This is a genomic window from Anaerolineales bacterium (assembly GCA_037382465.1).
Taxonomy (GTDB): Bacteria; Chloroflexota; Anaerolineae; order Anaerolineales; family E44-bin32; genus WVZH01.
This window is the reverse complement of record JARRPX010000098.1, coordinates 1-6,208: the sequence shown is the minus strand read 5'-3', so window position 1 is coordinate 6,208 and position 6,208 is coordinate 1. Positions and strand designations below refer to the sequence as shown.

Below are 6,208 nucleotides of genomic sequence, written 5' to 3'. Positions count from 1 at the left end.
ATTCACCATCGGGGGACCATGTTGGATAGTTGTAGTCGACGCTATCGTCATGTAATAACGCCACCGAAGTGTGATAGGGATATGCCGAAAACCAGATTTGGTTTGTGCCATCACGGTCACACTCCCACCAACCATCGGTGCCGAGGTTCAAGAGAATATCCGGCATCCTACCCAGACTTACCTGTGGTGAGGTTGGAACGCTTGATGGTTTCATTGTAGGCAAGGGGGAGATTACATCGGTTTCAATCAATGTGGGATCCTTGATATTCGTCACCTCAAATTTAGCCGGTGCCTGAAAAGAGTTACACGACGTAAGGATCACACTGGTCGAAAGAACCACTGCAACTCGAGTCATTTTGTCATTCATCTGAATTCCTCAGGAAAAGTAGAACGAGCTCTCTCAATGAATATAGCACCCAACAGTTACCGGAAAGTTACCTCAAACCGTTTGAATACGAATATATCAAAGATCTTTTCAGCGCGATCAATGATCTTCCGTACCTTCAGCGATCCCATGGACTTCTCGATTAAGCTTGTATTCTGAACTACACTTTTATATAATGTGAACTCTAGGTTCACTTATGCTCGAATTTCCCGAATGGACGGCGATCCACACCCACATCCTGCCCCTGGAACAGGCCGGACTGGTCACGCGCACCTTCCGGCGCCTCGATCCCGGGCGACAGCAGCGCATCCTGCAGGCCGTCCTCGACGAGGCGGTCGAGGTCGGTCCTTCAGAGATCAACGTCAAACGCGTCGCCGCCCGCGCCGGCATTGCCGTCGGTTCGCTCTACAACTACTTCGGCAAACGCGACAACCTGCTGGCTTTCACCGTCGAAATTTGCACCCGCTACGTGCTGGACATGTTCGACGCCTTCCAACCCTACCTCGCCTCCCTGCCGCTGCGCGAGGCGCTCGCCGCCTATCTGCAGGGCGGGCTCGAGTGGAGCGAGATGCAATCCGGCCTGGTGCAGTTCTTCGTCCGCGCCGCATACCAGGGCGACGAATCCTTTTATCCACAATGCGTCGAGCCAATTGCACAGAAGATGCTGGAAATCGTGACGCAGATGCTTTCCCAGGCCGCCGCACGCGGCGAAGTGCGCCCGGACGTCGATCTCCAGGCTGCGGCGCGCGCGATCAACGCCACCCTGCTGGCCGTCGGCGACAGTCGACTGCTGCCCTACCTCAACCGCTACCTGCGCGTTTCGGATGACGAGGTGCCCTTCGACCGCCTCGTCGAGGCGCTGCTCGATCTCATCCTGCAGGGGATTGGAAGCGGAGAAACAACGCCGCACTCGCAGGAGACGGGGGCATGAAAACGCTCTGCGTGATGCGCAAGACGCTGCACGAACTGCTGCGCGAGCGCATGACCGTTGTCTTGATGCTGGTCTTCCCGGCGCTGCTCGTCGGCTTCTACTACGTCTCCTTCGGCCAGACGAGCGAGGGACTATCGAAGTACGTTTCCGTACTGGTGCTGAACCTCGACGCGGGCAGCGAAGATTCTGGCGCCGAAACATCCAATGCCGGGCGGACCTTCATCCGCCTGCTGCGGGACGCCGAATACGAAGGGCAGCCGCTCTTCGACGTGGCCGAGGTCGACCAACGGCCGGCAGCCGAAGTCGCGCTGCGCGAACACAAGGCCTCGCTGCTCGTCGTCATCCCGGCCGATTTCAGCGCGGTTCTGCGGGATTACGCGGCAGGCGTCGAGGCCGGCAATACGGCGCAAATCACGCTGGTCGGCGCGCCGGAAGCGGACGAGTACGTCTTCGCCCGCAGCTTGCTCGGCGGCTTCCTGCGCCAGTTCGCCCTGCAGGCGGCCGGCCGGGAGGAAAGCATCGACGTGAACTACCGCTTCGTCCCCGGCACGGGCTCGATGTCGGATTTCGATTTCGGAGTCGGCGGCGTGATCGTCTTCGGCATCGCCTTCAGCACGCTCATCGCCGCGGAGTTGATGGTGCGCGAGCACCTGGGCGGAACGCTGCGCCGCCTGCGTCTCACCCGCCTGCGCGCCTTCGAGCTGCTCTCCGGGGTCACCCTGGCGCTGACGGTCGTCGCCATGATCCAGGTTCCCATCACGCTCGGATCGGCGCTGCTGATGGGATTCTCCAACCGCGGTTCCCTGGCGCTGATCGTCTTCATCTGCCTGCTCTTCAACCTCTCGGCGATCGGGTTGGGACTGCTGGTGGCCAGCTTCTCGCGAACGCCTGCCGACGCCACGAATCTGGCCTCGGCGGTGCTCGTGCCGCTGGTGTTCCTCTCCGACGCCCTGTATCCCATGCCCAAAATGCCGCTCTTTACCTGGGCCGGACGGGTGATTCAACCGTACGACTTCCTGCCCACGACACACGCCGCGGCGGCGATACGGCAGGTGACCGTCTACGGCGCGGGCGCAGGCGATCTGATATTCGAACTGGCGGCGCTGACGCTGCTCTCCGCCGGCATCTACATCCTGGGCATCCTGCTCTACCACCGCCGCAGAATGAAGCTGTTTTGAGCGCGACAGAAGGGCTTTGACATGAGCGAAGTGGTTCTGAAAGCACAGGGATTGAGCAAACGCTACGGCGATCTGCTCGCCGTGGACGATCTCAGCATCGAAGTCCAGCGCGGGGTGTTTTCGGGTTCCTGGGCCCCAACGGCGCCGGCAAGACGACCTCGATCAACATGATCTGCGGCTTGCTCGAGCCCGATTCCGGCACGGTCAGCATCGACGGCGAATCCATCATCCGCCGGGACGAAGCGCTGCGGACTCGCCTGGGCGTCTGCCCGCAGGACATCGTCGTCTGGCAGCGCCTGACCTGCCGCGAGCAGCTTGAGTTCATGGGCGAGATGTACGCCCTGCCTCGCCAAACGGCGGTCTCACGCAGCCGGCAGTTGCTCGCAGACCTCGATTTGATCGAGAAGCAGGACGTCCAGGCGCGCGCCCTTTCCGGCGGCATGCAGCGGCGCCTGAATCTGGCACTGGCACTGGTCCACGATCCGCAGATCGTGATCCTGGACGAACCCGGCGCGGGACTCGACCCGCAGAGCCGGGTGAATGTGCGCCGGTACATCCACGCGCTGGCGCGCTCGAAGACGATCATCCTCACCACGCACAACATGGATGAAGCCGAGCGCCTGGCCGACCGGGTGGCGATCATCGACCGCGGACGACTTTTAGAACTCGACACTCCCGCGGCCCTGAAACGGCGCGTCGGCGAGGGAGACGTGGTGGAGATCGAAATCACCGCGCAGCTCGGCGCCGCTCAAAAATCCGCCGTCGAAAAGGCCTTGAAACCAATCGTGGACGCCGTCCACCTCGACATCGAAAACAGACGGGTAACCGTGCGCGCCCTCAACGCCGTGGGAAAACTGGCTGCGATCATCGAGATCCTGGAGCAACAGAACCTCCCGGTCGGCGAAATGCGCCTGCGGGAAAACACCCTCGAGGACGTTTTCATCCAGTTGACCGGACGGAGTTTGCGATCGTGAAGGCCGTTCAGATCGCCCGCAAATTTCTACGCGAGATCATGCGTGAGCCCAGCCTGCTGGCGTTGATCCTGCTCATCCCGCTGGCCTTCCTGGGCATCACGGCCTTCGCTTACAGCGAACCCTATCAGGCAACGCATGAGATCTGGGTGGCCGTCGGCGATGGCGGGGATGCGGGACTCATCGAAGCCCTGCGCGCCGCCAGTTATCCGGACGGGAGCCCGCTCTTCGAGGTAAAAACGATCGACGATGAAGACGCGGCACAAGCCGCCCTTCAAGAGCGCCGGATCGCAGCGTTTCTCGAAGTGAATGCCGACGGGGACCTCGAGACGACGGTACACGGCGACGCGCTGAACCCGCGCTTTTACCGTGCGAGCGTGATCCTGGATGAAATCCTGTACCGGCACGCCGACCGGATCGCCGGGCGCGCGGCGCCATTGGAAATCGTCGAAGCGCGCTACGCACCCAGCGGACCCTTGAACGAATACGACCGCTACGCGCCCGGGATGATGGTGTTTGCCTTGTTGATGCTCATCCCCCAGACCGCCATGCTCGTCGGGCGGGAGTCACGCTGGGGAACGCTGCAACGTTTGCGCCTGAGCCGCGTTCGCTCGTGGGAACTTCTGCTCGGGATCACGCTCGCGCAACTGGTGGTCGCCGTGATCCTGGTGCTCGTCGTTTTCATGGTGGCGCTGACGTTGGGATATCACAACAACGGCTCCCTTGCCCTGGCCATGAGCGCCTGTCTGGCCGTCAGCCTCTCGGCGATCGGCATCGGATTGGTCGTGGGCTGCTTCGTGGAGAACGACAGCCAGGCGGTCAATCTGGGCAGCACGGCGACGATGCTGGGGGTATTCGTTTCGGGGGCATTTTTCCCCGTGCCCTCGACGGAACTCTTCACTATTTTTGGACATTCGATTATGCTGTTCGATTTCTTCCCCGCGACGCACGGACTGCTCACGCTGCAGCAAATTTTGAACGACGGCGCTGGCCTGTCCCACGTTGCATTCCGTCTCAGCGTAACGCTGCTGCTCTCCGTTCTGGTTTTCATTGCGGGCATCGCATTGTTCCAGCGGCGCAAGTTGCGTGGAGACGGCGCCCCTGCGGGCTGAACGCCCGGCCCATGGGAAAAATCCCTCATTGCGTATAAAACCAAGTTTGCATAAACTTTGAACCAGACAACGGGGGCTCGTTTCGGCTTCCCGGGCGTCGTGCTGCGGCACGGAATTGTGGTACAGTAGACTCGTTACATCGGATTGCGTTGGTAAGAAAAAAATCGCACAGGCTTCAAACCAGTCGCGACGCGGTGGTATCGAACGCAGTGGAATGGTCGTTCTCGATCAGCAATGGTGCAGGGTGCAGAAAGGAAGCTACATGGCGAAACCCGTCATTCTTCTCATCGACGACGAAAAAGCGTATGCCGAAGTGATCAAAGAGGCCCTCACGCCGATGGGCATCGAGGCGCATATCGCCTGCAATGCGATGGAAGCAATGCTGGTCATGCAGCAGACAACACCGGATCTGATCCTGCTCGACGTGATGATGCCCGAGGTCGACGGCCTGACTCTCCTGCGCTGGCTGCGGGAGAATTCCAGAGGCAAACGAATGCCCATCCACATCGTCAGCGCCAAGGCGCGCCCGGAAGACCGCGAAGCCGCCCTCCAGGCCGGTGCGGACGGCTTTCTGGCGAAACCCTTCACCATGCAGGATCTCAAGAAGACCCTCGCCGAGTACCTTCCCATCTTGTCCTCGAACCAGGAACAGCCAAACAGCCAGTAATCCATTTCCGAATTGCTAACCGCTCCCGGGAATTTCCATCCGGGAGCGGTTCGATTCCGGTTAAGCCGGCTCTCGCCGCGGAAGTATCGATACGGGCGAAAGAACTACGCTGCAGGTTTTTCAACGACGAGGGTGAGCAAATAACCGAATTTGCGAGCCCACGAACTGCGCCGTTCGAGCTGCTCGAAGGGCCAGAGCAGTAAGGGAGTCAGCCGCCGCAGCGGGATTCCCCTGCTGAGGAAGAACAGGTCGGCCATGCGCAGGATTCCCGGCATGAGCAGCAGGCCGGTGCGCGTCCGCACCTGCAGACCGCTTTGCGTGACCGCGCGCCGCAGCTCCCCGGCGCTCATGCACTTCTCGGGCGCGTAGAGATATTTCCCGATCGACGTCAAAGCGTAAACGAACAGCGGCCGCAGGAACAGATCCCATTTGTGCGGCACGCCGACGATGGCGATTCCCCCGGCTTTGAGCACTCGCTCGATTTCGCGCAGCGAAGCTACTTGATCGTCGATGTGTTCGATCGTTCCCATGGTATAGACGAAGTCGAAAGTGTCATCCGCAAAGGGAAGGCCGCGTATCTCCGCCTGCAGGAATCCGGGCTTTTGGGTGTGATCGCGCGCGCTGCGTTCGGCTCGTGCGGCGGTTTGATGGCTGATGTCCAACCCGCAGGTCCAGGCGCCGTTATCTGCCATCCAGTTCAGGATGCGCGTGTTGACGGCCTCGTTCCACAGGTCAAGCTTCAAGACCTTCTTGCCGCGCAGATCGCCGACGTGGCGCCGGATCAAGGCGATCTCCATCTGCCGGTAGTAGCGCGTCGAGGCGGCCGGCAGCAGGTCGGGCATATCCCGGGCGATTCGGTCCCAATGCTCGCGCAGGAGTCTACGCTCGTCCCCCACGGCGTTGGACTGCGGGTCACCGCGGCGCTCAGGCACGGTCCTGTGTCCCTTCTTCGAGCCAGTCCACC

The 6,208-nt window shown here is 61.0% G+C and carries 8 protein-coding genes; 6 read left to right on the top strand and 2 right to left on the bottom strand.

The genetic code is table 11. The annotated features are described in order from the left end of the window. Positions 1-367 (bottom strand): hypothetical protein (locus P8Z34_16550; protein ID MEJ2552284.1); only part of this gene is annotated, 367 nt, incomplete at its 3' end. A 214-nt stretch (positions 368-581) separates the two neighbouring features. Here P8Z34_16550 and P8Z34_16545 point away from each other — a divergent pair. From P8Z34_16545 to P8Z34_16520, 6 genes are all read left to right on the top strand, one after another. Further along, positions 582-1,316 (top strand): TetR/AcrR family transcriptional regulator, encoded by a 735-nt coding sequence (locus P8Z34_16545; protein MEJ2552283.1) that lies wholly within the window; start codon positions 582-584, stop codon positions 1,314-1,316. Continuing rightward, positions 1,313-2,494 carry an ABC transporter permease gene (locus P8Z34_16540; protein ID MEJ2552282.1) on the top strand — a complete coding sequence of 394 codons (1,182 nt, stop codon included), beginning with the start codon at positions 1,313-1,315 and terminating at the stop codon, positions 2,492-2,494. The genes P8Z34_16545 and P8Z34_16540 overlap by 4 nt, the downstream gene beginning before the upstream one ends. 21 nt (positions 2,495-2,515) lie before the next feature. After that, on the top strand, positions 2,516-2,665 hold the full coding sequence (locus tag P8Z34_16535) for a hypothetical protein (GenBank protein MEJ2552281.1): 150 nt from the start codon (positions 2,516-2,518) through the stop codon (positions 2,663-2,665). After that, a complete protein-coding gene (locus P8Z34_16530) occupies positions 2,662-3,468 on the top strand; it encodes an ABC transporter ATP-binding protein (GenBank protein MEJ2552280.1) in 807 nt (268 codons plus the stop codon). Before P8Z34_16535 ends, P8Z34_16530 begins: the two co-directional genes overlap by 4 nt. Continuing rightward, on the top strand, positions 3,465-4,577 hold the full coding sequence (locus tag P8Z34_16525) for an ABC transporter permease (protein ID MEJ2552279.1): 1,113 nt from the start codon (positions 3,465-3,467) through the stop codon (positions 4,575-4,577). The genes P8Z34_16530 and P8Z34_16525 overlap by 4 nt, the downstream gene beginning before the upstream one ends. A gap of 262 nt (positions 4,578-4,839) precedes the next feature. Continuing rightward, complete coding sequence (locus tag P8Z34_16520) at positions 4,840-5,244, top strand: response regulator (GenBank protein MEJ2552278.1); 405 nt, start codon at positions 4,840-4,842, stop codon at positions 5,242-5,244. Between the two features lie 104 nt (positions 5,245-5,348). Here the strand turns inward: P8Z34_16520 and P8Z34_16515 are convergent. Beyond that, positions 5,349-6,208: class I SAM-dependent methyltransferase (locus P8Z34_16515; protein MEJ2552277.1), on the bottom strand; the 860-nt coding region annotated here is incomplete at its 5' end.

Coding starts and splice junctions, on each gene's coding strand:
- P8Z34_16545 (MEJ2552283.1), top strand. CDS start 582: ATGCTCGAATTTCCCGAATGGACGGCGATCCACACCCACATCCTGCCC.
- P8Z34_16540 (MEJ2552282.1), top strand. CDS start 1,313: ATGAAAACGCTCTGCGTGATGCGCAAGACGCTGCACGAACTGCTGCGC.
- P8Z34_16535 (MEJ2552281.1), top strand. CDS start 2,516: ATGAGCGAAGTGGTTCTGAAAGCACAGGGATTGAGCAAACGCTACGGC.
- P8Z34_16530 (MEJ2552280.1), top strand. CDS start 2,662: ATGATCTGCGGCTTGCTCGAGCCCGATTCCGGCACGGTCAGCATCGAC.
- P8Z34_16520 (MEJ2552278.1), top strand. CDS start 4,840: ATGGCGAAACCCGTCATTCTTCTCATCGACGACGAAAAAGCGTATGCC.